20 protein-coding genes and 1 pseudogene are annotated in these 26,443 nt (G+C 40.7%); 12 read left to right on the top strand and 9 right to left on the bottom strand.

From position 1 onward, the window contains the following. Positions 1–8 precede the first annotated feature (8 nt). The 4 genes from C1E99_RS07495 (at position 9) to nrdI (ending at position 3,898) form a co-directional block, all read left to right on the top strand. Positions 9–461, top strand: a complete 453-nt coding sequence (locus tag C1E99_RS07495; RefSeq protein ID WP_105207140.1) for a GNAT family N-acetyltransferase — start codon at positions 9–11, stop codon at positions 459–461. Positions 462–692: 231 nt separating this feature from the next. Continuing rightward, positions 693–2,444 carry an aspartate--tRNA ligase gene (gene aspS, locus C1E99_RS07490; RefSeq protein ID WP_105207139.1) on the top strand — a complete coding sequence of 584 codons (1,752 nt, stop codon included), beginning with the start codon at positions 693–695 and terminating at the stop codon, positions 2,442–2,444. Then, entirely contained in the window at positions 2,431–3,369 is a 939-nt protein-coding gene (locus tag C1E99_RS07485; RefSeq protein WP_105207138.1) for a YitT family protein, read from the top strand. The genes aspS and C1E99_RS07485 overlap by 14 nt, the downstream gene beginning before the upstream one ends. A 76-nt stretch (positions 3,370–3,445) precedes the next feature. Beyond that, positions 3,446–3,898 carry a class Ib ribonucleoside-diphosphate reductase assembly flavoprotein NrdI gene (gene nrdI / locus C1E99_RS07480; protein ID WP_029186020.1) on the top strand — a complete coding sequence of 151 codons (453 nt, stop codon included), beginning with the start codon at positions 3,446–3,448 and terminating at the stop codon, positions 3,896–3,898. A gap of 460 nt (positions 3,899–4,358) precedes the next feature. Here the strand turns inward: nrdI and C1E99_RS15500 are convergent. Then, positions 4,359–4,448 (bottom strand): annotated as a pseudogene (locus tag C1E99_RS15500) (type II toxin-antitoxin system RelE/ParE family toxin); the annotation flags it as partial. 168 nt (positions 4,449–4,616) lie between these two features. On the opposite strand from C1E99_RS15500, the gene C1E99_RS07470 reads away from it, so the two are divergent. Next, entirely contained in the window at positions 4,617–9,605 is a 4,989-nt protein-coding gene (locus tag C1E99_RS07470) for a G5 domain-containing protein (RefSeq protein WP_105207137.1), read from the top strand. 479 nt (positions 9,606–10,084) lie between these two features. Here C1E99_RS07470 and pulA read toward each other — a convergent pair whose 3' ends face one another. The 6 genes from pulA to C1E99_RS07440 form a co-directional block, all read right to left on the bottom strand. After that, a complete protein-coding gene (gene pulA, locus C1E99_RS07465) occupies positions 10,085–12,142 on the bottom strand; it encodes a type I pullulanase (protein WP_105207136.1) in 2,058 nt (685 codons plus the stop codon). Positions 12,143–12,165: 23 nt separating this feature from the next. Further along, positions 12,166–13,149, bottom strand: coding sequence for a LacI family DNA-binding transcriptional regulator (locus tag C1E99_RS07460; protein ID WP_105109253.1), 984 nt, complete (start codon positions 13,147–13,149; stop codon positions 12,166–12,168). Positions 13,150–13,158: 9 nt separating this feature from the next. Further along, a complete protein-coding gene (locus C1E99_RS07455) occupies positions 13,159–13,890 on the bottom strand; it encodes a hypothetical protein (protein ID WP_238146219.1) in 732 nt (243 codons plus the stop codon). 109 nt (positions 13,891–13,999) lie between these two features. After that, positions 14,000–14,842 (bottom strand): sugar ABC transporter permease, encoded by an 843-nt coding sequence (locus C1E99_RS07450; RefSeq protein ID WP_029186016.1) that lies wholly within the window; start codon positions 14,840–14,842, stop codon positions 14,000–14,002. A gap of 1 nt (position 14,843) precedes the next feature. Then, positions 14,844–16,139 carry a sugar ABC transporter permease gene (locus C1E99_RS07445; protein ID WP_029186015.1) on the bottom strand — a complete coding sequence of 432 codons (1,296 nt, stop codon included), beginning with the start codon at positions 16,137–16,139 and terminating at the stop codon, positions 14,844–14,846. 104 nt (positions 16,140–16,243) lie between these two features. After that, positions 16,244–17,497 (bottom strand): extracellular solute-binding protein, encoded by a 1,254-nt coding sequence (locus C1E99_RS07440; protein WP_105207134.1) that lies wholly within the window; start codon positions 17,495–17,497, stop codon positions 16,244–16,246. 318 nt (positions 17,498–17,815) lie between these two features. Between C1E99_RS07440 and malQ the strand changes: the two genes are divergently transcribed. From malQ to C1E99_RS07410, 6 genes are all read left to right on the top strand, one after another. After that, the gene (gene malQ, locus C1E99_RS07435) at positions 17,816–19,354 is read left to right on the top strand and encodes a 4-alpha-glucanotransferase (RefSeq protein WP_105106712.1); all 1,539 of its coding nucleotides are present in this window, start codon (positions 17,816–17,818) and stop codon (positions 19,352–19,354) included. A gap of 80 nt (positions 19,355–19,434) precedes the next feature. After that, positions 19,435–20,346, top strand: a complete 912-nt coding sequence (locus C1E99_RS07430) for a helix-turn-helix domain-containing protein (protein ID WP_105106713.1) — start codon at positions 19,435–19,437, stop codon at positions 20,344–20,346. A 372-nt stretch (positions 20,347–20,718) separates the two neighbouring features. Further along, entirely contained in the window at positions 20,719–21,012 is a 294-nt protein-coding gene (locus C1E99_RS07425) for a lactococcin 972 family bacteriocin (protein WP_105106714.1), read from the top strand. A 61-nt stretch (positions 21,013–21,073) separates the two neighbouring features. Next, positions 21,074–23,104 (top strand): bacteriocin-associated integral membrane family protein, encoded by a 2,031-nt coding sequence (locus C1E99_RS07420; RefSeq protein WP_105144094.1) that lies wholly within the window; start codon positions 21,074–21,076, stop codon positions 23,102–23,104. Position 23,105: 1 nt separating this feature from the next. Then, on the top strand, positions 23,106–23,747 hold the full coding sequence (locus tag C1E99_RS07415) for an ABC transporter ATP-binding protein (RefSeq protein ID WP_105106716.1): 642 nt from the start codon (positions 23,106–23,108) through the stop codon (positions 23,745–23,747). Further along, positions 23,740–24,039, top strand: a complete 300-nt coding sequence (locus tag C1E99_RS07410) for a hypothetical protein (RefSeq protein WP_105106717.1) — start codon at positions 23,740–23,742, stop codon at positions 24,037–24,039. The genes C1E99_RS07415 and C1E99_RS07410 overlap by 8 nt, the downstream gene beginning before the upstream one ends. 37 nt (positions 24,040–24,076) lie before the next feature. Here C1E99_RS07410 and C1E99_RS07405 read toward each other — a convergent pair whose 3' ends face one another. Next, on the bottom strand, positions 24,077–24,271 hold the full coding sequence (locus C1E99_RS07405) for a hypothetical protein (protein WP_105106718.1): 195 nt from the start codon (positions 24,269–24,271) through the stop codon (positions 24,077–24,079). Between the two features lie 129 nt (positions 24,272–24,400). On the opposite strand from C1E99_RS07405, the gene C1E99_RS07400 reads away from it, so the two are divergent. Then, positions 24,401–24,922: an MFS transporter gene (locus C1E99_RS07400; RefSeq protein WP_105106719.1), complete on the top strand. Its 522-nt coding sequence runs from the start codon at positions 24,401–24,403 to the stop codon at positions 24,920–24,922. 49 nt (positions 24,923–24,971) lie between these two features. On the opposite strand, the gene C1E99_RS07395 is transcribed toward C1E99_RS07400, so the two are convergent. Then, the gene (locus tag C1E99_RS07395; RefSeq protein WP_105207133.1) at positions 24,972–26,402 is read right to left on the bottom strand and encodes an SH3 domain-containing protein; all 1,431 of its coding nucleotides are present in this window, start codon (positions 26,400–26,402) and stop codon (positions 24,972–24,974) included. Positions 26,403–26,443 lie beyond the last annotated feature (41 nt).

Raw genomic sequence — 26,443 nt, 5'->3', positions numbered from 1 at the left:
AGGTGCTTATGCAGTGGGAAATAAAATCATTTGACCAACTAAGTTTACAGGAGCTTTACACTATCTTGACACTGAGAGTTGATGTATTTGTTGTTGAACAGGCCTGTCCCTATCCTGAAGTTGATGGAAAGGACCCAAACTGTCTTCACCTCTTAGGAATGGATAATGGAGAGTTAGTGGCTTACTTGAGAATCTTGCCAGCTGGTCTAAGTTATGACGAAGTTTCCATCGGCCGTGTGGTTATCAAGCCAAGTCATCGTGGCAAAGGCTTAGGTCGACCAATGATGGAGCAGGCAATTCGCTATATTACACACGAATGGAAAGAAAGTCAGATTAAAATCGGTGCCCAAGCCCATTTAGAAAAGTTCTATAGTTCGTTAGGTTTCGATCCAGTTTCAGAAGTCTATTTAGAGGACGATATTCCACATTTAGATATGCTTTATACTAAACCAGTCGTTTAAGGCTGGTTTTTTAAGCCTGTACTCACAAGTCAAGTTCTATAAGAGATAGTTTTTTGTAGGAATACGGACTGTATTTTAAAAAAACTAAGGCTGAGTAGTTGAATAGCTAGTCTTAGATAGGAGTGCTAGACGGTGAATGCAGGTTATTAGATTTTTCTCGGCAATTTCCCCCAAAAATCAGCCATTTTATGGTAGAATGAATAGGTATAAAATCAGTAAAAGAGGAAGAAAATGAAACGTTCTATGTACGCTGGACGTGTTCGTAAGGAACATGTCGGACAGGAAATTACTTTGAAAGGTTGGGTTGGCCGTCGTCGTGACCTGGGTGGTCTGATTTTCATTGACTTGCGTGACCGTGAAGGCATTATGCAATTGGTGATTAACCCTGAGTCAGTTCAAGCTGAAGTGATGGCAAAAGCGGAGAGTCTCCGCAGTGAGTTTGTTATCGAAGTAACGGGAACGGTTGTGGAGCGTGAACAAGCCAATGACAACATTCCGACAGGAGCTGTTGAACTGCAAGTAACCAGCTTGACAGTGTTGAACACGGCTAAGACAACTCCATTTGAAATCAAGGATGGTATTGAAGCTAGCGATGATACCCGTCTTCGTTACCGTTATTTGGATCTTCGCCGTCCAGAAATGCTCAACAACTTCAAATTACGTGCAGCTGTAACCCACAGCATTCGCAATTATCTGGATGACTTGGAATTTATCGATGTGGAAACGCCAATGTTGACCAAGTCAACGCCAGAAGGTGCGCGTGACTACTTGGTACCTTCTCGTGTGTCAAAAGGTCACTTCTATGCCCTTCCACAAAGTCCGCAGATTACTAAGCAGCTTTTGATGAATGCTGGTTTTGACCGTTACTATCAAATCGTTAAGTGTTTCCGTGACGAGGACTTGCGTGGGGACCGTCAACCTGAGTTTACACAGGTTGACTTGGAAACCTCATTCTTGAACGAAGTTGAAATCCAAGACATCGTAGAAGGCTTGATTGCTAAGGTCTTGAAAGATACCAAAGGAATAGATGTGACCTTGCCATTCCCTCGTATGGCCTATGACCATGCTATGAACTTCTATGGTTCAGACAAGCCGGATACTCGTTTTGAGATGCTCTTGCAAGACTTGACAGATACTGTCAAGGAAGTTGACTTCAAAGTCTTCTCAGAAGCACCTGTTGTAAAGGCTATTGTGGTCAAAGGTGCGGCGGACAGCTACTCACGTAAAGACATTGATAAATTAACAGAATACGCCAAACAATTTGGTGCCAAGGGACTTGCTTGGGTGAAAGTTGATCAGGGAGAATTAGCGGGCCCAGTTGCTAAGTTCTTGACAGACATTACAGCAAACTTGACAGCAAGTTTACAGTTGGAAGACAAGGACCTAGTGCTCTTTGTGGCAGATGAATTGGAAGTAGCCAACAATACCCTGGGAGCTTTGCGAAACCGCTTGGCTAAAGAGCAGGGCTTGATTGACGAAAGCAAGTTCAACTTCCTCTGGATTGTGGATTGGCCAATGTTTGAGTGGTCAGAAGAAGAAGGCCGTTACATGAGTGCCCACCACCCATTCACCTTGCCGACGGAAGAAACAGCTCATCATTTGGATGGTGATTTGGCGGAGGTTCGTGCGGTTGCCTACGATATTGTTTTGAATGGTTATGAATTGGGTGGCGGTAGCCTTCGTATCAACCAAAAAGAGATGCAAGAACGGATGTTCAAGGCTCTTGGTTTCTCAGCTGAAGATGCGCATGAGCAGTTTGGTTTCTTGCTAGAAGCTATGGACTACGGCTTCCCACCACACGGTGGATTGGCTATCGGTTTGGACCGCTTTGTCATGTTATTGGCTGGTGAGGATAACATTCGTGAAGTTATCGCCTTTCCGAAGAATAACAAGGCATCTGATCCAATGACCCAGGCACCAAGTACGGTTGCATCAGCTCAATTAGAGGAATTGGCTTTAGACATTACACTTGAAAATGAATAAATTTTTCAGAAAACAGCGTGTACGCTTCTTAAGAAAGGCCAGAAAGAATAAGTTTTGGTCGGTCATTTTGGGAATTTCTCAGGAAAAATATGCTGAACGGATATCGGGGTCCATTATTTATGGACTCCTATCTAGTATCGCGGTGAATTTTTTCTTTAGACCAGGGAATGTTTATTCGTCTGGAGTTACTGGTCTTGCCCAGATTGTCTCTGCTCTGGCAGCTTCTTACGCTGGTTGGAATGTACCGATTGCGGTAGTCTATTACGGTCTGAACATCCCCTTGCTTATCTTAGCTTGGTATAAAATTGGTTATAAATTTACTATCTTTACCTTTATTACGGTATCCTTCAGTTCTTTCTTTATCCAATTTATGCCGCCAGTTACCCTGACGACAGACCCTTTAGTCAATGCTATTTTTGGTGGTCTCATGCTGGGAACTGGGATTGGATTTGCGCTTAGGAACAATGTATCTAGTGGTGGTACTGATATTGTCTCTATTATTATTCGCAAGAAGACGGGACGTCAAGTTGGCTCCATTTCCTTGATTGTCAACATTATGATTATGTTGATTGCAGGGATGACCTTTGGCTGGCAATATGCCCTATATTCAATGGTTGCGCTGTTCATCTCCAGTCGCATGACAGATGCGATTTTCGTGAAACAAAAACGGATGCAGGCCATGATTATTACAGATCATCCTGAACGAGTCATTAAGAAAATCCATAAGAAGCTTAATCGCGGTGTGACCATTATCAATGGTGCTGAGGGTGCTTATAACCATGAGCAAAAGACGGTTTTAATTACCATCATCACGCGAGCTGAATTCAGTGAGTTTAAGCAAATCATGAAAAAAGCGGACCCACAAGCCTTTGTTTCAGTAGCAGACAATGTCAATATTATTGGACGGTTTGTGGAAAGTGACTGATTGACAAACACTACATGTAGGAGTAAAATAGTATTTACAGTCTACATGTAGTGTTTTTATTATAAAGAGGAAATGTATGAAGAAGAAAATATATTTGGTTTATATCAGTTTGAGTGGCAATACAGAGAGTTTTGTGAAACGCCTAAAGTCTTTTTTTCAGTTTCAAACTGACTGGGAGATTGAATTGGTTCATGTCAAAGATTTGGTCAAGCAGGACATTTCCTTTTACCAGCTAGACGCACCCTTTGTCGCCTTTTTACCAACCTACTTAGAAGGTGGAAATGGAGTGGACAATGGAGATGTGGAAATTCTGACCAATCCTCTCGGAGATTTTATCGCTTTGGGGACAAATGCAGAGCTTTGTCTGGGTGTCGTTGGCTCAGGCAATCGTAATTTCAACAACCAATATTGTCTGACTGCCAAGCAATATGCTGAGCGATTTGGTTTTCCTGTTATAGACACCTTTGAGCTTCGTGGGATGCAGAATGACATTGAACGCATTGGTCGGAAGATAATGGAATTGATGTAAAGAGCAATAGATAACAAAAATGAATGTATAATAAGTTTGTAAAGGACACTTATTATACATTTATTTATTTTTTCTTGAAGAGTCTTAGATAATCTTGTTCACTGAGATACAGAAATGGTTCGTCTACCTTATAATATATGGTAGAAAATGAGATAGTCACCTAGCACTATGCAATGGGTGGTATATGAGGATATATAGTAGAACTCACTCTTTCATTGACGTTATAACTTATTTAAAATCAAAAATAGCTATTTACTACTCAAAGTGGATATGGAACTTTTCTAGATTAAATTTTGGGGGAGAAAATAGCTACTTTAAACTTATTATTCATAATTAATATACATACATACACATATATATTAACGTTTCGCTCATTAGAAGTAGACTAGAATTGCTATTTTTGATTTTTATTAAGTATTAAAACCAGTTTAGGAAAAATCTCTAGTCGTTGTAAGCCCTATCGGATATTATTTATAGTATTATCACCAGCTCTTTTTGAGAAATAAGTGTTTTCAATATAAGACTTGATGCTACGAAGTTGCTCTAATACATTATGCGTCTAGTTTTAAAAGATAATAAAAATAATGTTTATATGTTTAATATTATATAATTCTTAAAAAGTTCGATTTTTACTAAAATAGCATATATCTATCTTGACATCTAATATTATTATGTATAAAATAAAATTGATTTAAAATAAAAATATAGGAGATTGGATATGAAATATGGCTTTAGGCGTTTTGGCACACAAGAAAGAAAACGCTTTCGATATGGAATTCGTAAGTTTTCTGGTCTAGGAGTAGCATCTGCACTTTTAGGAGTCGGTCTTGTGTCAGCTGTACCAGTCCTGGCAGATAGTGGAACTGCGACTGTTCGCTACGATTATGTGACAACGGATGAGTTAACTGAGGCAGAAAAGCAGGCGCTTGTTAGTGAATTGCCAAAAGAAGTGACAGCGGATGCTACTTATTATTTGGTTTATCGCAAGGCAGGTTCGGATGTTCTTCCTAAGACAGGTACAGTATCCCCGCTTTTGACAGGTGCTGTCGGTGCAGGTCTTTTGATTATCGCTATAGCTGTCGGTCGCAAGAATAAGAAGACTGTTCGCTCTGCTATGTTTCTGACAATAGTAGGTGGTAGCCTAGTTGTGACTTCTGTATCTGCTGTGACCGTGGCGACTTTAGCCAAGTACAGCCAGACTCGTATTTTAGAAGTTGGTTCTAGCTTACCAGACGGAAAAATTACTATAGCTGGTTATGATTTTGTAGGTTATTTAGGAGATTCTGAGAATGTTATCCAGCCTGAAGAAAAAGTAGTCCTACAAGAAGACGGAGAGAAAGCGGGAGAAAGAAATGAACAAATAGCAAAAGCAACTTCGATTCCATCAGTGATTGAGCAATCGACTGTGGAAAAGATTGTAGTAGAGCATGCTGTAGATGAAGTGTCTACTCAAGTAGAGCAAGCAACTCCGCCAGCTTTAGATGTAAAGGAAGGTTCGGCTAATACGGACTCAATAGTGGAACAACCTGCGGAGAAGCCAGCAACTAGTGAGCAACCTACGGAAGTAGTAGAAGCTGAGAAGGCTTATCTTAATAAGGAAACGGTGACCGAAACTATAAAAGTTGATGAGCAAGGGCAATCACTTACGGATACAACTGGCTATGTTTTGGTATCTACAAGCAATCCTGTTAAGTCAGAACGAACAGTAGATGATATTTTACAGACTGTCTATACAGTGACGGAAATCTATAAGAAGGCTGAAACAACTTTGAACGAAGTTAGTGAGTTTGATTTTGCCACAATCACAACTGCAACTATGAGTGTTCCGACGGTAAATGAGGAAGTTATTTCGGAGGAAATCATTGTGAGCGAGCAACAGGTTGAAGAGAGTGTAGAAGTTTCTTCACCAGCCACAACTACCACGGGTACTTCTGTTGAAGAAGGGGATGGTAGCACGGAAAATGAGCTAGTTTCAGGTACAACAGATGCTAATATTGGCGATTCGAACACTAATGCAGCAGGTACTGAAACGGATGGAAATAGCCAAAGCGAAGGAATTCAGCCAAGTACGACACCAATTTTCCCAGAAACAGAGAAAGTGATAAAAACAGTCGAGATCCGTACTACTGTACGCACTGTTCGTTTGACGGAGGAAATTCCATTTGAAGTAATATTGAAAGAGGATGCCACACTTCCTGCAAATCAAACTGTAGTGGAGCAGGAAGGTCAAATGGGACAACGGATTACAGTTCAGGAAATTCGTTTGGTTGATGGAGTTGAAACGGAACGTAACCTTATTTCTGAAAATGAAGAGCGAGCTCCGAAGAACCATATTATCAGAGTTGGAACAGGGAGTTCTGTTATAAAAAATGATGCATCGGTATCATCTAGTGAATCAGCTTCAACTGGACCAGCAGAAAATAATCATCAAGTATTAACTGAAGTTATTGATAAACCTTCTGTTTCAGAACAAGTTACGACTGGAGTTCAAGAAACGTATTCTATTGAAGTTAACAAAGCAATTCTTGATAAGGAGGTTCCACAAGAAGAAATCGTCCGTTTAGTTGAAGTTGATAGTCGATATATAAATTTGGCAAATCTTTCAAATTCTAATCTCTCTCAAGTAAAAATTGTAGATATTTATGATTCTAACTTACAGGCGGGAACTCGTCAGCTAGAATCTATTCAAGCAGCCTATGTTACTTTAAATATTCGTAAAAAACAAGAAGGTGAAGACAATGCTGATACGACGGAGCTAGTATATACTCGAGAATTGCCTGTTATTACAAAAGTTTATAAAATTGGAACTCAAGCAATAGATAGAACAGGTAAACCAATCGAGAAAATTGCTGTTTCTGGGTATGTTTATAATCAAGAAGGGCTAGCTTTAGAAGAGAATGAAGTACGTGTTGTTTTAGATGGTAAATTGGTAGATACTATTAAAACAGATGTAGAGGGCTATACCTACACTCATTTAGTACCTAATAAGGTTTATACTTTTGAATCGGGACAGTTTAAATCACAAGTGATGGCTATCAGTGGCACTGATCCACTTGTTATCAATGAACAAGGTCAATTTTTACTTGGTAAACGGATTGAGGATGAAACTGGACGAGTGCAGTTGAATCCACAGATAATCTATCTGAATGATGCCTATTATCAAACTCTTGAAGATAATGGAGTGTCACTGGTATTGTCTAATGAGCTAGACGCACAGGCAGGGGATGTAATAGTCGTCCCCCCTACTAAGATATATGGAACTTTGAAGGCAATTAAAGTTACTAAAGTTATTAATCAGGATGGTCAAGCCACTGTTTTATATGAACAGCCTAATATTTTTGAAGTAATTAAAGATATTGATATTGATAAATTTGAGTTTGATCTTTCAGAAGCTGTATTTATTCCAAGTGATGGAGTTAAGGTAGTTAATAAGAGCAAGAGTAACGATAGTACGTTGCGCACTATTGAAATTAGTCGGAAAAAGGTCCTAACAACAGAAATAGAAAAACTAAAGGGTAAAATCGAGCTTGAAGTTGGCGGAAAACTTACTTCAAAAGCTATATCATTAAATAGCTGGTTCCCGACGGTAGATATAGCTAACTTAGATTTAGAGTTCGAGAAAAATATAAAACTTTCAGGTGAGTTAACGTTTGGCGACGAAAAAACAGATAAGCTTAAAAACTTAGGAACTGTTACGATTGAATTAGGACAATTGGAATTGCCAATTGCAAGCGGAATTGGTAGTGTTGAAATTCCCCTATTTATAGAGTATTCAATTGATGGTTCTATTTCAATTACAGTAGGTTATGAGCTTCAAAATAAAGTAAAGTTTGAAATGCAAAACTGGATTCCTAAGTTTAATAAACCAGAAATTTATGGAAAGCCTTCTCTTGGTAATTTAGATTTTGAAGCAACGTTACAAATCGGTCCGTCTATGGATATTACTGCTGAGGTTTTACAATTAGATATTTTATCTCTTAAACCATGGGGAGGTCTTGGTATTGAAGGCGAAGGTAGTATAAAGTTAAGTGATTTAATAGAGGACATTAGTGATAAAGAAGTATTAAAATCTATTTGGAATGATATCGAAGGCCAGTTCAGTATATATAGATTCATAAATATTGGTGCGGAAATAGATATTATTAAAGCTCTTAAAGAAAAGTTTCCATGGCTTGCTGAAAAAATTAGAAAACTGGAACTTGAGAGTGAGGTGACTCTACTAGATATTAAAGATATTCTCCTAACATATTCTAAAGAAACTACTGTTACTGCGGAGAGTGATAGTAAGAATAAAACGGAGAACGTAGATAAAACGGAAAATGTAGATAAAACTCCCATAGTAACAGGGAATGATTTACTTCTTGATCGCATTACCAATCCATTCACATTCTCAAGTGGTGCAGGAGCATGGGGTACTGGTTTGAAATTGCAATCAAATGGTCATTTTGAAGGTAGCTTCCATGACAGTAATTATGGTGTTCAGGATGAGAAGTCACCAAACGGACAACGCTTCTATTCTAATTTTAAAGGTAGATTTACAAATCCGGAATTAATCGGTAACAATAAATACAAAATGACATTGTTGGAATTGAGTTATGATCCTGTTGGTAAGGTAGAATATAAGGATGGAGTAAAATTAGAATCATCCTATCCATACGGTGTACATAATAAGGACACTTATGATGCTAAAGAGAAGAAAGAATTTATTCTATATCTACCAGGAGCCAAGAAATCAGATCTCGAAGAAATAGTTCAGTTAGAAGCTAGAAATAGCATTATTGATGATACGTTGGTAGATTATATACTATATAATGTTACTGACAAGGCGACATTTATTTCTAGATTCTTTGATTTTGATGGAATAAGGAAGGTGATTGATGAATCCCCTGTTGGTCCTCTTTCACGAACAGCAAGTAAAACATTGAAAGAGGTAATGGACTGGACTCGTATTCCAGGGAAGCAGGAGAGTTTTGGGCATATTGTCAAATATGATTTAGATTCTGTCATCGATTCCTTTAATACTTATCAGCCAACTACCTATCAATTGCAAGATGTATTGAAAGAGTTGGATGCTATTAGCATTGATAAATCATTATCGGATTATGATACATCAAGTTTTACCAATTTATTCACAGAACACAATATTCGTACACGGTGGATTTACCTTACAAAAGATAAGACATTATTATTTGCTTATGTTGGTGGTCGTGGAGGGTATATCCCGCCAATTACAATCGCACCTCAATCAGAGTGGAAATTGAAGGGGGATACGGTAATTATTCCAACTTACTATATGAATGGTGAGCAGCGTGTAAATATGCAAGAATTTGCTATAAAACCTAATAATAAGAACTATTCTGGAGGTAAGGAGAAATCTGAACATTATGTTGATTCTGTTCGATTCTTAGATAAAGAACGACAAGATTTGTCTCTAAAAAATTGGGTAGTAAGAACTTATCTTAGAACAGAGAACGAAACGAGATTTGATGTTTATGATTACCAAGTTCAGACTCGTAACGAAGACGGGATGACAATCTTTGAAGTTAGAGCAAATCATAGTACGCCAAACATGCAGGCGGCAGGTGCTGATAAAAATATAAATCCGTTAGTTGCTACCTACAGACAGAATGCTAATGGGGAACTAGAGAAACTGATTCCTTCTCAAAATGATTGGATTAAGGTGGCTAATCGAGCTAATCTTTATTAATTTGTCAACCATAGTCTAAACAACTCAGCTTCGTGCTGGGTTGTTTTTTATCATGCAAAAAACTCACCAGCAAGGGCTGATGAGTTCTAAGGAGATTTATGAAAAATATTTAGGATTGATATTAGTATATCCTAGTTGATGGGTTCTTTCATCGGTCTAAAGTCCTATTTATCGTCATTTAGTTGACTTTTATTACTTCGACGAATGAGGAAACTTCGTTTACTTATTTCCAACTTCAAACATTCCACTGGAGTGTTTGAACTCGCCTTGCCTGATTGAAACAGTCTGGGGGATACGAATAGTCCGGTGGACTATTCGTACCTGAGCCTGAAAACAAAAAAGCGAAGTACCTCAGCAAGTCAATGCCTAGAAATAAGAAAGCATTGAGTTATGCCTGCGGCTTTTGAAGCGAACTTGGTTCGCACTATCTCCAGCCTTCAAAGGTTCCCCAAACCTTTGAAGCGAGTACTAAAAGTAAACTAAAAGACTATATCTTCCAAAATACAAATACTTTGTCCAGCCAATGTGATGTGCTGGGCTTTTTTATCGTCAACAGGAGGGAAACTGAAACGAATGGTTTGTTCTTCCTCATTTTCAAAAACAAAATCGCTGTCTGCAAAGTTGATAATGAAGTGGATGGTTTTCTCACCATTTGTGACTTGATAGCGGAGAACATATTCGGTCAACCAGTAGAAATCACAGGTTTCTTGAATGGTTTCATAGCTATCTTGGCTGAGAATTGGATTGTTTTTACGGAAGGCAATCAATTCTTGGATAAATTCGATATGTTCTTTATAGTGTACAGCTCGTGTCCAGTCCAAGCGATTGATACGGTCAGGAATATTGTAGGTATTGTCAATCTCATCTTTGGTACGGAAGAATTCTTGTCCGCTATGGATAAAGGCCATACCTTGGGAAATAAGGATCAACTGTAGTCCAAAACTTGCAGCACGCTTTTGTTGTTGCGGGGTCCAGCTTGGATTTTCAATATGGAAGTAATCAAAGGCTGTCGCATTATCATGGCACTCAATATAGTTGAGTGACTGTTGCGGTTTGATGAAGTGGCTATAGCGGCTACCTGTCAAAAGATGCTGTACTTTTTCGTGTAGTTGCTTGTCAACCAAACGATGTGGGTTGAGTAAGAGCTTTTTGAAGGTATCACGGTAGTCATCGTTGAAGAAGCTCACTTCAGGGAGTTGATCTGCGTTGTACTGGTGGGCCAGTTTTTCATATTCTAAGCCAGTTGCCATCTTCCAGCCTTCGCCATAGAGATAGACATTTGGGTAGATGGCAGCCAATTCTGCTTGGATTTGATTGATGGTTTCGCTATCCAAGATACCCATCAAGTCAAAACGGAATCCATCAAAACCATAGATTTCTAGCCATTGGCGAAGGGATTGCTTGATGTAGTTACGAACCATGCTGCGTTCACTAGCGACATCGTTGCCACAGAAGGTACCATCAGTCCGCATACCATGCTCGTTGTAACGGTAGAAATAACCAGGCACGATGAGTTCGAATGCGTATTTCTCAGCGTGATAAACATGGTTGTAAACAACGTCCATATTGACCGAAATATCTGCATCGTGATAGGCTTGAATGGCTTCTTGGAGTTCTAAGATACGGGCGTAGGGGTCATTTGGCAGACTGGAGAAGGATCCTTCAGGTAGATTGTACTGCATAGGGTCGTAACCCCAGTTGTAAACAGCCTGAGGTTTGTTTTCATCCACACTGCCAAAATCATACACTGGTAAGAGTTGAATATGGGTTACGCCCAAGTTTTTGACATAGTCCATGCCAAGCTGCATACCATCTAAGACAGGAGATTCTGTCAGACCCAGGAATTGGCTACGGTGTTTAAAGCCGGCTTCTGTCTGCCAAGAGAAATCACGGACGCTCATTTCATAGACAATAGCCTGAGAGATAGGGCGTTGAGTCTTGGCACGACGAACCTTGTGGAGCTTATTTGGGTTGATGACATAGCTATCGCCAGAGTTTGCCTTAGAAGAAAGGGCATAAGGGTCGTGAACAGCAATCCACTCGCCATTGACTTTGTGGAGATAGTGGTAGCTTTGACTGTCCAAATCGCCCTCTACTGTGACCTGCCAGACACCATTAGAACCCTTGGTCATTGCATGAGGGTTGCCCTCTAGAACTAGAAAGACTTGCTTGGAGATAGGAGCCCAAAGCTTGAAGCTAGTGGACTGAGGACTATAGGTTGCACCCAAGTCTCGGCCGTTATAGGTATAATTTTGTTCGAAAATAGCAGAGCGAACGATATGCCCATAGCCTAACTCGGTTTTGTTGCGATCTTGGTCGTAAATGGTGTAGTCTTTATCCAAATTGAGGGCATGGAGACTAGTTAAATAATATAGAACAAGATTATCTACCTCTAGACAGGAATGAATAAAGAGTTGAGATGTAGCGTCGGATGATTCGAGAGAGAAACTCATATGCTCGGAATCAAATCGTTTTTCCATTACTAGGCGAATAGTAGCTACATCATCTAGAAATGCTTGAAATTGTCGTAATGCCATGAGCTAAAAGGCTCCTTTCTAAGTTAGAGTTCGGTAATAGAATGTGGAATGACACGGCGGTAGCAGACCTGCTTGTCTTCCTTATTGTCATTGATAATTTGGTGGAGGGTATTGAAGGCCACGCGTCCAAGTTTAATGGCATGGACATCGACATAGGCTTCAATATCCAATTTTGGTTTGACAGAGTCAAAGGAGATGATGGGTAGTTTGGAACCGGCTTCGTTGAGGTATTTGACAATCCCTTCCGCGACCATGGTATCGGTTGTGACGATTGCGTCTATATCCTGTTTGAGTAATTTCTTGGAGATTTTATAGGCACTATCTTCCAAAAGGAAACCTGATACAAACTTGACCTTGTTTTCATCTAGAGGGATGTTGTGTGATTTCAAGGCGTTTTTATAGCCTGCATAGCGGTCTTGGGATACGACCAGCTCTTTGTTACCGGCGACGAAGGCGATATTCTTGTAGCCTTTATTGATAAAGTAATTGGTCGCTTCAAATCCAGCTTGGATATTATCGTTATCGACTAGGGAGATAAACGGGGAATCTGCCTTTCCAAGAATGAGGAAGGGAAATTTATGCTGAATGGCTAGCTGGACCAGCGGATCATCTGGCTTGGAATAAAGGAAAATTAGCCCGTCTACTCGTTTCCCGTAAACCATTTGAGAAATAGCCTCAAGACGTTGCTCTTCATTTTTGCCCGTAGAGATTTGAAGGGCGTAATTGTGGTCTGCAGCCACCTGTGAAATGCCACGCAGGGCTGTTGGAAAGAAGGGGTTTTGGTAGAAGACATCGGAATCGTCAGGCAAGACCAAGCCGATAACCTGGGTGTAGCTGGAAACCAAACTACGAGCATTTAGATTGGGATGGTAATTGAGTTCAGCCATGGCCTTTCTTACCAAATCTTTGGTTTTTTGGCTAATGGCAGAGCTATTTTGAATGACGCGGGTAACGGTAGAAGGCGAAACACCAGCTAACTTAGCGACATCTTTAATGGTAGCGCGCATGGGAACCTCCTAATTGTCATCTCTAAATTTGGTTTTGAAAAATACCCATAGTAAGCATAGTACAAACAGGATATTCTGAATGGTTAAAACAGTCGTGACAGGCTGACCAAACAAGCCGATTAGACAGGCTAAAATGGTTGGTAGTCCCAAGCAATTGAGCGAGAAATTATAGCACTCTGCAAAGGTTTTAAAATGGAAGAAACGAGATTTCTTTGTTAAAAACAGGAAGAAGCTAGCACCTAGCAAAATAAAGAGAAGGTTGGTCGAAAGGATAATTGTCGACACTAGGGTAATACTTAGTCCAACGGCTGCACGATTGGCTTGATACCATGATTTTGAAATGGCAGTTGTCAAGCTTTCCTTGTTAGAGAAATCAGCGGTTGTTAGACCTTCATAGCTTAACTGGGTCAGGATATCCTGACCTTTTCGAATGGTTAAGGTTTGTGCGTCAAATTGATAGGAAAAGTCGGAGCTCGTAGACACTGTGTCGCCGAAGGTTACTTGTTCCCAGTTACCATTTCCAGTATAGGCCAGTTGATGATTTTCAATTGTCACATGTTGGTGAAGATCCTCAACAATTTTCTCTGTCAAGGGATTATAAATCCCCTCTACAAAATTCTCCATAGGGTAGGTTCCAAGACTGGCAGTTTGCAATGAACTTGGGATGACTAATAGGGCAACCAGGAAAATAGTCGTAAATAGTCGCTGCCAGAGTGTCATCAAATGTCGATTGGCAAACATCTTTCTTGGGGAGAATAGACTAGAAAAATATGAGAATGGATAAGGGAGCATAAGTGAACCTTTCATAAATATCTTTGCTCTGTCTAAAAAGGGAAAAGGTGGGACAGGGTTATCCCTTGTCACCACCACTTGTTAAACCAGATACAAAGTTCTTTTGTAGGAAGAAGAATAGGATACTGATTGGTAGGGCGATAAGGATAGCACCTGCCGCAAAGTAGGCAATCTTCAAGTTTTTCACATCAGAGATGAAGGTTTGAAGACCAACGGCTACAGTATAAAATTCTTTTTCACGAAGCAAGAATTTGGATAGGATGTAATCTCCAAATGGTCCCATGAAGGCCCAGAGTGCTTGTACCGCAATCATTGGACGAACAAGTGGAAGAACGATTTGCCAGAAACGTCTGAAGTGACCAGCACCGTCTAGTTTTGCAGATTCATCGAGGGAAATTGGCACCGTATCAAAGTAGCCTTTCATGAGCCAAGCGTTCATTGGGATACCACCACCGACATAGAGGAAGATGAGGAACCAGCTTTGGTTGAGCGCATTGAGCATGAGGGCCATAACGAAGAAGGCTGTAAGAGCCGCCATGGTTGGCACCATTTGAATAATCAAGAAGAAGACCAAACTCTGTTTACGAGCGATGAAGTTATAACGGCTATATGCATAACCTGCTAATACCACTATACTTGTTTGGATAACCATTGTCAAGAGAGCAATGATAAGCGTATTGAGGTACCAAGTTCCGTAAAGAGTTTCGGTAAAGAGTCCTTTGAAATTATCTAGTGTAAAGTTGATATTGCTATCCAATTTGAAGGCAACCACGTTACCAGACTTGAAGGCTGACATGATTGTAATCAATAGAGGATAGATGATAATGATAGAGAGGGTAATCAGATAAAGGTAAGTAAAGGTCTGATTGAGTATGCGTCTAGTTTTTACAGATACTTTCATCTTATACATCCTCCATTTCAAATGCATTTAATTTCTTGAAGGCAATCATAGAGATACTGATGACAATCATAGAGATAATCAAGGTCACCGCTGCAGCCATTGAATACTGAGGAGCAGTACCAGTTGTCAATTTGTAAATCCATGAAATCAAGATGTCAGTTGAACCAGCACCACCACCGACACTACCAGGTCCACCGTTGTTGAAGAGGTAGATGATAGAGAAGTTGTTGAAGTTGAAGGTGTACTGACTGATAAGAGTTGGTGCAGCCACTGCCAAGATCATTGGAAGTGTGATACTGCGGAATTTTTGAATGGCACTTGCACCATCAATGTAGGCAGCCTCGTACAAATCGTTTGGAATGGATTGCAAAATACCCAAGGTCAAGACATAGATATAAGGGAAACCAAGCCAAGCCTGCATCATGATAAGGGCAACCTTAGTCCAGAATGGATCTGTTTTCCATGGAATAAGGAAGTTGTCGATAAATGGCAAGAATTTGCTTAGGAATGGTAATACTTGTGTGTTAATAGCACCGACACTATCGTTGAACATGTTACTGAAGGTCAAGATAGTCACGAAGGCTGGAACAGCCCATGGGAGCAAGAAGATAACACCGAAGATGCGTTTGCCTTTAATAAATGGCTGGTTGGCAATGATGGCTGTCAAGATACCGATAACAATCTGTGCAGTTGAAGCAGCCAAGGCCCAAATAATTGTCCAACCTAGAACAGAACCGAAAGCTGAACGGAAGGTGCTTAATTTCCAAATATTGGTGAAGTTTGTGAGTCCAACCCAGTCCAATAGAGCGCCAGGAGGCAAATGTTGGAAATCGTAGTTGGTAAAGGCGATAAAGAGGGTTACCACAACAGGGAAGATGATAGCAAAAGTCATGGCAATGTAAGATGGAATAATTAAGAGATATGGGAATCCATTCTCATAGACACCTTTTACCATCTCATTTAATGTTGTCGGTACAGGGTAACCATTATTCCAACGTTGGGCTGTATCTTTAGCATCTTTTAGGTTAAGGGCATAAAAAGCGAGATAAACAACCGTGATGATTAAGTGGAAAGAACCACGAATCAACATAAAGAGGGAGTTGTCACGTCCGCGTTGACTACCTAGGGTAATCAAATTTCCTAATTCACCAGCAGCAATAGCAATGAAATAAATCAAAAATGCAATAGTAACTCCTAAGAAGATATATCCTTTTGCTTTTTGTTTATTATAGATTTGTCCGAGACCAGGGATCAAGGACAAAAGGAGTGCTTTACCTGGATTTTGTTTCATAGTCATAGTCTCCTTTAGCATCGAGAGTCAATTTTAAATGTCAATATACTTTTTGGTAGAATATTAACAAAGTAGACTGGGAGTTCTTCCCAGTCCAACTTTAAACTTGACTAGTTACCGTATTTTTGAGCGATTGTATCTTCGATCAATTTAACAGCATCAGTAGCAGCAGTTTTTGCATCTTTAGCACCGCTAGCAGCGTCAAAGAGCATGTTTGCTGCAGGTTCCCAAACTGTGCTCATTTCTGAGATGTTTGGCATTGGTTGTGCTGAAGCAAATTGGTTGATAACCGCAGTTGTCAATTCATCGTTTTTGCCTACAGCATATTCACGTGCTTCTGTGTTAGCAGGAACTTCGTTTGTTGCATCGTAAAGAGCTTTTTGTTGATCAGTAGATGTCAAGTAGTCAACAAATTTTTGTGCCATTTCTGGGTTTTGAGAACCTGTTGGAACAACCCAAGCTTTACCACCACCAAAGGCAGCGTATTCTTTGTCATTTGCAAGTGTTGGGATTGTTGCTACACCGTAGTTCAAACCAGCTTCTTTGTATGAAGCAGCTTTCCAAGGGCCTTCGATGATTGCAGCAGCTTTACCATCTGTAAATTGAGTGTTGATCAAGTTGTTAGCAGCTGTGCTGTCTTGAAGACCTTGAGGCCATTTTTCGTACCAAGTTTTAGCGTATTCAATTGCTTTAATTGCACCGTCGTTTGCAAGACCGATGTCAGATGGATTTGTACCATTGTCACCAAATACATAACCGCCGTAACCAGCTAGAAGTCCATAAGTGTAGTAGAAGTTAGTCCAGTCTGCAAGGAAAGCAGTTGTTTTACCTGATTCACCTTCAAATGCATATTTGCTATCAGTTGCCAATTTTTCAAGGTCAGCAAATGTTTTAGGTGCTTCTGTCAACAAATCTTTGTTGTAGTAAAGAACAAGTGTTTCAATAACAGCAGGTGAACCGTAGACTTTACCACCGTTTGTTACGAGAGCAGTTGTTGTATCGTCTGTCTTGCTTGTATCAGCAAGTGTTAATTCAGACAATTGACCTTCTGAACCAAGACTTCCTACGCGGTCGTATGGAGCCATCATAACGTCTGGAGCTGAGCCAGATTGGTTATCCAATGACAAGTTATCCAAACCTGTAAGGGCATCACCAGTTTTAACGTTAACAGTTACACCGTTTTCTTCTTCGAATGCAGCTTTTACATCGTTAATGTAAGTTTCATAACCTTGGTCAACGTAAATCGTCAATTCTTTGCTACTGTCTGCTGAGCTAGATGACTCTGACGATGAGTTTGAGCAAGCAGCCAAAACAGCTGTAGATGCAGCTAAGAGAGCAACGCTCTTAAGAAGTTTGTGTTTCATATTCTTCCCTCCAAGAATAAATGTTTTATTGTGAAATGCTTGCTAGCGCAAACGTTTTCCTAAGATGAATTTATTATACACCAGAATGAATGCGTTTGCAAGTGTTTTTATAAAAAAATTAAAAAATTTTTTTAGGTTAATATAAAATATCGGAAAAACGATTCACTATATTTAATGAAGAAACTTGTAAATGCTATCGAAATTATTTGATAGAACTGTGAAAAAAGCTTGATTTGTTACCGTTTTCATTATATAATAAATCAAAGCAATCGTTTGCGTTTATAAAAAAGAATTTTTAGAAAGATATAGGGGACTATTATGAAAGAACGCCAAAGTGGTGTGCTCATGCACATCTCATCTCTACCTGGTAAATACGGCATTGGTTCTATGGGACAGGCTGCCTATGATTTTGTTGATTTTTTGGAAAGGACCAAGCAACGTTATTGGCAGATTTTACCACTAGGTACAACCAGTTATGGGGATTCACCTTATCAGTCTTTTTCAGCCTTTGCTGGAAATACCCACTTTATTGATTTTGATTTCTTGATTGAAAAGGGCTGGTTGACAGAGGCTGATCTTGCTGGGATTGACTTTGGTACTAATGATACAGAGGTGGATTATGCCAAGGTCTTTCACGGTCGCCGTCCTGTGTTGGAAAAGGTTGTGCAGGCTATAAAAGCAGAGGGCTTACCTGCTGATTATTGGTCTTTTGCAGAGGAAAATGGTTTTTGGTTGCATACCTTTGCGGAGTACATGGCGATCAAGGAGCATTTTGACCTCAAACCATGGACAGATTGGGAGGACCAAGGGGCTCGTCTGCGTTACCACGATACTTTAGAGTATTACCGTCATCTCTTGGCGGATCAGATGGATTATCACCGCATTACCCAGTATTTGTTCTTCAGCCAGTGGCATGCTTTGAAGGCTTACGCCAATGCCAAAGGGATCGAGTTTGTTGGGGATATGCCGATTTATATCGCAGCTGATTCAGCTGATATGTGGGCCAATCCACACTTCTTTAAAACGGATGAAGAAGGCAAGCCAAGTGTGGTTGCAGGCTGTCCACCTGATGCCTTTTCAGAAATCGGTCAGCTCTGGGGCAACCCAATCTATGACTGGGAAGCGATGAAATACGATGGCTTTACTTGGTGGGTGGCTCGCTTGCGTGAATCCTTCAAGATTTATGATATGGTACGGATTGACCACTTTATCGGCTTTGCTTCCTTCTGGGAAATTCCAGCTGGGGAAGAAACGGCAGTTAACGGCTACCGTGTAGAAGCACCAGGTTTTGAACTCTTTGAAACCATCAAGTATCACTTGGGTGATTTAAATATCATCGCAGAAGATTTGGGAACTGTGACAGACAAGGTGATTCAACTGCGTGAAACAACTGGTTTCCCAGGTATGAAAGTCTTGCAATTTGCCTTTGATCCTGAGGGCGACAGCATTGAAATGCCACACAATCACCGCAATAATGTTGTAGCTTATACTGGTACGCATGACAATGATACGATTCTTGGTTGGTATGAAAAGGAAACGACGGAAGAATCCCGTGCATTCTTAGACAAGTACAGCAATCGCCGTGAGGATGAAACGGTTAGCCATGCGATGTTCCGCTTGCTGTTCGGCTCACCTGCCTTTATGGCTGTGGCTACTATGCAGGACTTGCTTGGTCTGGATGGGTCAGCTCGTATGAATCTGCCAAATACCCTTGGTGGCAACTGGACCTGGCGGATGACTGCTGATCAACTCACCCCTGCAATTGAGGCGGACTTGCTTGATTTGACAGTAACCTACCGCCGTGAGAATGCTATTATAAAAGCAAAAGAACAAGAAATGACAGAACCATCAGCCTAGGCTGGTGGTTTTTTGTAAAGGCTTGCAAGATATGATATACTGTTTGGATAAGGATGAATAGGTGAAGTAGGGGGACTAGTATGGATTTAGGACAAAAAATCGAGCAACTGAGGCTAGAAAAGGGGCTGAGCCGTCCAGATTTTTGCGGAGATGAATCCGAGTTGACGGTACGGCAATTAGCTCGGATAGAAAGTGGTCAATCTCAGCCCTCTATTCCCAAGTTAGAGTACATTGCCCAGCGTTTAGGCATTCCAGCCTATAGCCTGATGCCAGACTATAAGGAACTGCCACAAGGCTATTTGGAGCTCAAGTATAAGTTGTTGCGGGAGCCGATATATAATAAGGTAGAGGTGTTGGATAAACAGGAAGGGTATATCGAAACCATATATGATACCTATTTTGAAGAACTCCCAAAATCTGAGCAAAGAATTTGTGAAGCTATGCAGGCTATGGTGGATATGGTGCGGACCAATCAACCAGATTATGCAGTAAGTTTATTGGCAGAAACCTTGCCACTTCTTATGAATAAAGAAGTGTGTGATGTCAATGACTTGATTCTTATTCGGCTCTTTTTTGTCCAGCAAACAATAGGAGAGAATACAGTTAGTAGAGTTCAAAATAACTTTGAATCTATCTCGTTTTTAATGAAAAAACTAGCCAGCAGTCAGACATTTGTTCGATTAGAAGATACTTTTTATTTAAGAGATGCGATTATCTCAGGTCTAGCCTGCTTTGAACTGGTAGAATATTATGACGATGCCCCTATCTATATTGATTGTCTTCGTGGAATAATGGAAGAGACGCAAGATTATCAAAAGAAACCTCTCTTGTTTATGCTGGAATGGAAAACGGCTTTGAAATTGGAGGGGAATTATGAAAAAGCTGAAAAAGTTTACCAGTCAGCCAAATTGTTTGCTCAGGTCATTGGAAATGACTATCTGGCACAGAAATTAGCAGAGGAGTGGCAGAAAGATTTGAAAAAATATTTGTAACCATAATTTATCGGTGACATAAATGTCATCGCTGAAAGACCTAAAAGATGAGATTGTTCGTCTTTTAGGTCTTTTTTGATCTCTTGAATGCCTTTTTACGCTTTATAGATTATTTTCGATGACATTGTCGTCATTGGTGATTTTGTAAAAAGAGGATATACTAGGCACATAAAAAGTTATATGTAAGAAGGAGATAAGAGATGCTTAAATATTTTTTTGGCAAGCTAGGCGATGTTTGGTGGACAATTTAAACACTTTTAGAAAGGTTAGGAGAAAATGAGATGTATTTTTGAAAAGGTGTATATTCCGTGATAGGAAGTTAGACCTAAAAAATAAACAATAAAACAGAAAAAACAAAAGGAGAAAATTAAAATGAAAAAGACACTTAAAAAATTTGCACTCATCGCGGGACTTGTAGCAACAATTGGCGGAACAGCAGTAGCTTCAGCGGCTGTACAGTATCCTGGTGGAGGAGTTTGGACGTACGGAGCAGCAAATGGTGGCGCCTATTCAAACTATTATCACAGCAGTCGCTACCATAGTTCAACAGTGGTAAGTCGATGGACTGGAGCCTCAAGTAAAGGGTATGCACAGGCAGGACAGACCTCTCGTGCATGGATCAGTACAAAACGTGGAGAGCAAGCGGCTTTCTATTACAACTATTAACACAGTGCATTTTGCTTGGGACTATTTTCTATAGTTTCCAAGCAATTCTTTGGAGGAGACGATGAAACGTTTATTTATTCTAGTATCGACCGTATTGGTAGCGATTTACCTGGGTATTTCTTTGGCTGGTCAGGTTAGTCTTGTAGAGTTTGGTTCATATCCGGCAGTGGATGTTATCGGGAAAGATACCAATAGACAGACAGCCAATCGTGACCAGGTGACAGAGGTCTTGACCGACTTGGCAGATGAGCATAAGAGTGTGATTGCTAGACGGATTGTCGAGCCTAATGCTTCTGGGGAAACCAGTTTTACCTACGCTATCTATGGTAGCGGACAGGTTCCAGAAGGTTTGACCGTTTCCTCCAAGGAAAGTGCTGAAACCAGCGACTTGGTCAGTTCTTATCTGATTGTTTCAGGAGATTTGGACAACCAAGTCTTGAAAGAAAGCTTGGAATCACTGGGTTACAGTGGCATGGTCCATCATGGTTATTCTCTTTTTAGTATCTTCCTGTCCACAGTCGTTTCAGAAGTAGCCATACTGAGTTTCTTTGTCTTTCTTTTGACCTTCATGGCTCTCACCTTAATCTATCGGATCAAGACTTTACGATTTGCAGGGATTCGTCTGATTTCTGGTCAAGGTTTCTTACAGGTGGTGGCTCGACCTTTATGGGAGGATATTTGTCAGATTACGGTAGCTACATTGGTGGGGTCTATAATCGGACTTCTTATTCTCTATCTTCAAGCTGGATTTTTACTATCCATCTTGCAGGTCTTCTTCCTAGGGCTTTTCCTCTATGCACTGGCTCTTGCTAGTATTTCTGTCCTACTTAGCCTAGTGTATTTACTAGGTTTGAGGCAAAATAGCTTGGTTGATTTGCTCAAGGGAAAACTTCCTCTCAAACGGATGTTGGCTATGATGATGGTTGGGCAACTGCTGGCTATTTTGGTAGTAGGTTTTAGCTCTAGCCGTCTATTGCAGGGTTATCAGGAAATCCGCTTGCTGGAACAGGCTCAGGAAGAATGGGTATTGAGAGATGACTATTACAAATCTGTTTTTAGTTACAGCTCTGCTATGATGTCTGAAGAGGAAGTCGCCCAGCAGAATAAAAAGTGGCGGGAGTTTGCCCAAGGACAGCTAGAAGCTGGGTCGGCTTTATTTGTGAAAAGCAATGTAGACCAGTATCTCTTTGGTAGCGATGTGGATCCAGAGGGCAATCGGCTGACGGATTATAGTCCTCGTGGCAATGTCCTCTATGTAACGCCAGCATATCTGACCGAGCAGAAGGTGGCAGTGGATACCGCATTCTTGGAGAAGATGAATCACTTGACTTTAGGGGAATATGGCTTGATTTTGCCAGAGAGCTTGCGACATCAAGCGAAGCAAGTAGAGGAGATGTTTCAGGCAGAATTAGAAGGATTTTCTCGTGAAAGCTTGGAAATAAGTAGCCAGCAGTTATTTGATACTAAGATCAGTCTGACCTATACAGATAGCGGTCACCAGCGCTTCCTCTATAATGACGGTGAGCGTAGCCAGCTTCAGTATCTGACAGATCCGATTATTGTTGTCTTAACTCCGAAGTCCACTGGTGCAACACCGATTTCAGATATGTTTTGGGGAACCAGTGTTGATGTGGGGATGAAGTTTAAGGACTATCAGGCTACGATTGAAGCAATGAAAGAACAAGGTGTATATAATTGGGTGTCGTATTTGGTCAATCATCGTTTGACCTTTATGGGTGTCTTGAACACCAAGCGGACAGAGTTTTATTCGCTACTCATTGGCACTGTCTTGACTTTAGCAACGGCCATTTTGCTCTTTGATGCCATGAACTTGCTCTATTTTGAGCAATTCAGACGGGAAATCTTTATCAAGCGTTTGGCAGGAATGACCTTCCGTGAGCTTCATGGACACTATCTCTTGGGGCAACTGGGGGTATTTGTAGTAGGTTTGCTTGCATCAGTTTGGTTGACAAGTAATCTTGTTATGAGCAGTTTGGCAGTGGGCTTGCTTGCTGTCAATGCCATGGTGATATTGAAACTGCAAGATAAAAAAGAACAGACTGCCAATGTTGCAGTATTGAAAGGACAATAAGATGATTGAGATTCAGGGATTGAAAAAGAGTTTTGAACAACGGGTGATTTTTTCTGATTTGAATATGAAACTTGAAAAGGGGAAAATATATGCCTTGATTGGTAAAAGTGGCAGTGGCAAGACGACCTTGTTGAATATGCTGGCCAAGCTGGAAGCTACTGATGGTGGGCGGATTATGTATCAGGGACAGGATTTGTCCACCTTATCTTCGCAGGTTTTCTTTCGGCAGGAGATGGGCTATCTTTTTCAACATTTTGGCTTGTTGGAAAATCAGTCCATTAGAGAGAATTTGGACTTGGGATTTGTTGGACAGAAGCTATCAAAAGCTGAGCGGTTGCAAAGGCAGTTGGTGGCTATGGAACAGGTCAATCTGGGCTATTTAGATGTGAACAAACCTGTCTATACCCTATCAGGTGGAGAGGCGCAGAGGGTCGCCCTAGCCAAGTTGATTTTAAAAAATCCTCCCTTGATTTTAGCGGATGAACCAACCGCTGCACTTGACCCTAAAAATTCTGAAGAGGTCATGCAGCTTTTGACAGAATTAAAAAATGACAAGCGTGTGATTGTCATTGCGACCCACAATCCTGCTATTTGGGAAAAGGCAGATGTGGTCATTGATATGAAGGAGATTGGACATGGATAAAAAATTTCATTACTATAGGGTTCCAGAATATACGATTGGGCGTAGAAAGATGGATATGCTGGTCATTGAAAATTTGACGGATAATTTGATGTTGTATCAAGTTCGGGTGAATGGGTATTTGCTGGACTTTGTTAGTGCAGAGGGGCGGGTAGTCAGACACTACAGATTGAAGGATCTGCCCTTGGATGTGGAATTAACGGTAGCGGATGTGGAGGACGATGTGGATTTGACCTTGCCAGAAAATCTGACCTACCGCCAATTTGACTTTTTTCAAAACATCACCAATAAATAAAAGTATCTCCTCTAGGTCAGGCTTAGAGGAGATGTTCTTATTTCTTCTGCTTACGGATATAGAGCCAGTAGCTAATCCAGTAGTAGATGGTATAGAGCAGGGCAGCAACAAGGCTCCAAAAACCGATAGCACCCAAAATATTAGTGAGGTCAGGGAAGAGTAATTTTGCAAAATGATAAAAAAGTAGGTAGAGATAAAAGTATTGCCAGTAGTATTTTCTAAAATGTTTCATCGCTTCTCCTCCTTACCGTTTTTTCTTTATTATAGCATTTTAATATATAGATTTCAACTTGTTCACAAAATCACATTGACAAAGCATGGTTTTTGGAGTAGAATAAGACTAAAATTAGGAGGTGCTTATATGAAAAGACCAATTCATTTGTATATTTTTGTGATACTATCCAGTATTGCAGTTATTTTAAGACTGTTTAGTTCCTTTGTTTCGACTTTCAATGAGGAGCAGGTTCGTTCGGCTATGCAGGGAGTTACAGGGATTAATGTGGAAGAGTATATTCTTGTTTCGCGCGAAACAGCCAATCTTCAGACTAGCATGATTCAGAAGATAGCAGCTATAGTCATGTTTGGTCTACTGATTGCAGTCATTGTTTTCCTCTTCATGAAGAAAAATGAGCTGGCCTCCTATCTTTACATTGGCTATCTATTTTCAACCTTGCTACTGAACACCTATAACTACCTAGCAGGTAAAGGTGTTGCTCAACTCTACTCAGATGCAGCCTTTCGTGATGTGACAGCAGCAACTATGTTAGGGGGCTACATCATCAATATTGTCTTATTTGCTATTTATTTTGGTGTGACGGTGTTCTTCCATTTACGTAAGCCAAAGGAGCAGCCAAGTACTGCTATTAATTCCACAGATATTTAATCATCTAAAAAACTGCACGGTTCATAGTGACCCTGCAGTTTCTTTGTTTTTATGGAATGGCAATGTAGCGACGGGCCCCAGAAAAGCTGACATAACTGATCCATTGACGTCCTTCGGCAGTGACAATGCGGTCATAGCGGACAGATGAGCCAGCGTTATAGTAAGCAACCTCGGCAGAGGATAGGCTTGGTTGATTACGGATACTAGCTCTACTACGGAAGGTGTAAGTACCTGATGCAGGAAGCTGATTGTTAGCTTGAGTAGATGGCTGTGTTACTTGAGTTGTTGTTATTTGCTTGATAGGAATATAACGACGAGCCCCTGAATAACTAAGATAGCTAATCCACTGATATCCATCTGCTGTCAGTACTTTATCATAGCGAACTGTCTCTCCAGAGTAGTAGTAATCGATAGTCGAGCTGGATTGCTTGGCTTCATTTTTAATAGGTGCTTGTTGAGTGAAGGTATAAGTTCCGCTTGAAGCTAAGCTAGAGGAATTAGAAGTGGTTGGCTTTGTTTGGGTAATGGACGAGCTAGATAGGTCTTTGAAATGAATGTAGCCGCTGACAGAATTTTTAGAAATCCATCGTCTGTGGTAACTTTCTGAATAGTTGTAATTATATTCTTCAATTTCAACACGGTCGCCATCAATTGCAGTTACCCAAGCAACGTGCATGGTATTCCACCAAGCAACGGATCCTAAGGCAGGATTCATATCAACTCGATAACCTTCGCTTTGAGCCCTTGTTCCCCAAACATCGGCATTACCATAAGCACGAGGTAGTGTAAAGCCGTTTACGGAACTGAGACGATAAGCTACGAATGAAGTACACTGACGTGTATAGAGCCCCCAAGGGTCGATTTGCCAACCTGTTTTATAGGGATAGTCGTCACCTTGTGAAATTGAGCCGGTTGTTGTAGAACGTGTACTAGAATTTTGAACAGTTGCGGTCCTTGCTTGATTTGTTGTAGGGCTTTGGCTGTTACGCGTCTGACTTTGGCTTGTATTTTTTGGGGAAATAGCAGAGCTACTTGCTGATGAAGTATTAGTCTGGTTTTGGTTGGTCTTTGTTTGTTTAGTCTGGCTTTGACTTTCCTGTGAAGCCGGCGTCGTTTGTTGAGAGCTTGCTAGACTAGAAGATGGAGTGGTTACTTGTGTAGACGATGTAGTTGTGCCTGCAGGGCTCTTTTCTTGATAGCTTGATGGGGTGGATTGAATGGAAGTCGTAGTACTTGTTTGGTTTGTACTAGACTGATTGCTAGTAGATTGACTGACTTGTGTTTTTATGTCCTGACCAGTCGAGCTAGTCGTCCTTGTTTGGGTGGAAGACGGGGTTATAGCTGTACCGGTTGTCGTATTGGCAGTAGCCACTGGGCCAGCTGTTAGACAGGCGTAGGCTAGCAAAACAGAGGCGGCGCCGAGTGAATAGGTGCGGATAGAAAAACGTGGTTGATTTGTTGTCAGTGTTCTTTGTGTCATTCAGACTCCTTTGAAAAAATGTTTTGTAGAGGTCTTAGAAT

Origin of the sequence: Streptococcus suis (assembly GCF_002964045.1) — a bacterium.
Lineage (GTDB): Bacteria > Bacillota > Bacilli > Lactobacillales > Streptococcaceae > Streptococcus > Streptococcus suis_U.
Note: the sequence above shows the minus strand (reverse complement) of the source record. Positions and strands in the feature narration are given on the sequence as shown.